This is a genomic window from Franzmannia qiaohouensis (assembly GCF_031451695.1).
GTDB classification, from domain to species: domain Bacteria; phylum Pseudomonadota; class Gammaproteobacteria; order Pseudomonadales; family Halomonadaceae; genus Franzmannia; species Franzmannia qiaohouensis.
The window spans coordinates 1-1,400 of sequence record NZ_JARWAM010000047.1 but is presented as its reverse complement, the minus strand read 5'-3'; the positions used below and the strand labels follow the sequence as shown (position 1 = coordinate 1,400).

Here is a 1,400-nt window from a genome sequence, read left to right as displayed (position 1 = left end):
GGAAATGGGATGGACCCGTCCCCCCTTGTGCCAAGATGAGTTTGCAACGCCATCTTGGGTGCATGGGGCACCACACGGCATCTCGGAAAGAGGGTCCATCCATGAACAACATTAGCATCGTCGGGATCGATCTCGCCAAGCATGTTTTTCACCTTCATGCGGTCGATCATCAGGGGCGTGAGGTGTTCAGCAAAAAGGTATCGCGCGCGGCGTTACGCAAGACATTGGCCCAGGTGCCGTGCTGTACGGTGGCCATGGAAGCCTGCGGCAGTGCTCACTACTGGGCCAGGGAGATCACAGCACTGGGGCACGAGGTGCAGTTGATTCCACCTCAGTACGTGAAGCCCTTCGTGCTGGGCCACAAGAACGATGCCAAGGATGCCCGCGCGATCACTGAAGCAGCGGCGCGCGCGGCTACGCCTCGGGTGGCGCCCAAGACGCTTGAACAGCAGGCGCTGCAAGCCATGCATCGCGTGCGCTCCCGGGCGATTACCACCCGCACGGCACTGGGCAATGAGCTGCATGGCCTGCTTGCCGAGATGGGCATCAGCGTGGCGAAGGGCCACACGGTGTTCCGCCAGGGTGAGGTGCGGCGGTTGCTCGATGAGCATCGGGCAACGCTGGGCGACGATCTCTTCGTGGTGCTGGATGACGTACTGGATCAGTGGCTAGCACTGGATGCGCGCATCCGCGCCTATGATCAGCGCCTAGCGCGGCTGGCCAAGACCACCCCGGTGTGTCAGCGCCTGATGAGCGTGCCGGGTATTGGGCCGGTGAATGCCACGCTGCTGGCTTGCCATATCGGCGACCCAGGGCGGTTCGCCAATGGCCGCTGTTTCAGCGCCTCGATTGGTCTGGTACCCAAACAGCACTCGAGTGGTGGCAAGGAACGGCTGCTGAGCATCTCCAGGCGCGGTAACGGCGAGGTGCGGCGACAGCTCGTGCACGGTGCCCGAGCGGCGTTGCGCGCCTTTCAGCGGCAGCAGCAGCCAGGGCGACTGGCGCGCTGGGCGTGCGCACTAGCGGCACGGCGCGGGGCGGCCAAGGCCACGGTTGCCTTGGCCAACAAGCTTGGCCGGATCTGCTGGGCGGTGATGGCACGCGACACGGTTTATACGGCCACCCCGTAACGCAAGGCGAGGCAACGGCAACACACTAATTTCCCGGAGGTTGCGCAGGCACGAACGCTGATGGCACGACAGGTAAGACCGGCTCTCCGCCACTCTGTGAATTCGTATGGCCCAAATTGAGGCCGCGTGGGAGATCAGAGCGGAGAGCGCGCATCCCATCATGGCCAGGCACCGGTGAGTGCCACTAACAGGCCGGATATAAGCGTGCAGTCTCACCCCGGCCATGGCGAATCGGGCTTGCACAACGGGACGGGTCCATATAAGCGAATT

General features: G+C 63.3%; 1 protein-coding gene. It reads left to right on the top strand.

Going from position 1 to position 1,400, the window contains the following annotated elements; translation table 11 throughout:
* Positions 1 to 101: 101 nt before the first annotated feature.
* The gene (locus QC821_RS21660) at positions 102 to 1,130 is read left to right on the top strand and encodes an IS110 family RNA-guided transposase (RefSeq protein ID WP_309725601.1); all 1,029 of its coding nucleotides are present in this window, start codon (positions 102 to 104) and stop codon (positions 1,128 to 1,130) included.
* Positions 1,131 to 1,400 lie beyond the last annotated feature (270 nt).

What these genes read in the sequence shown, in the direction of transcription:
- QC821_RS21660 (WP_309725601.1), top strand. Translation starts at nt 102, where the DNA reads ATGAACAACATTAGCATCGTCGGGATCGATCTCGCCAAGCATGTTTTT.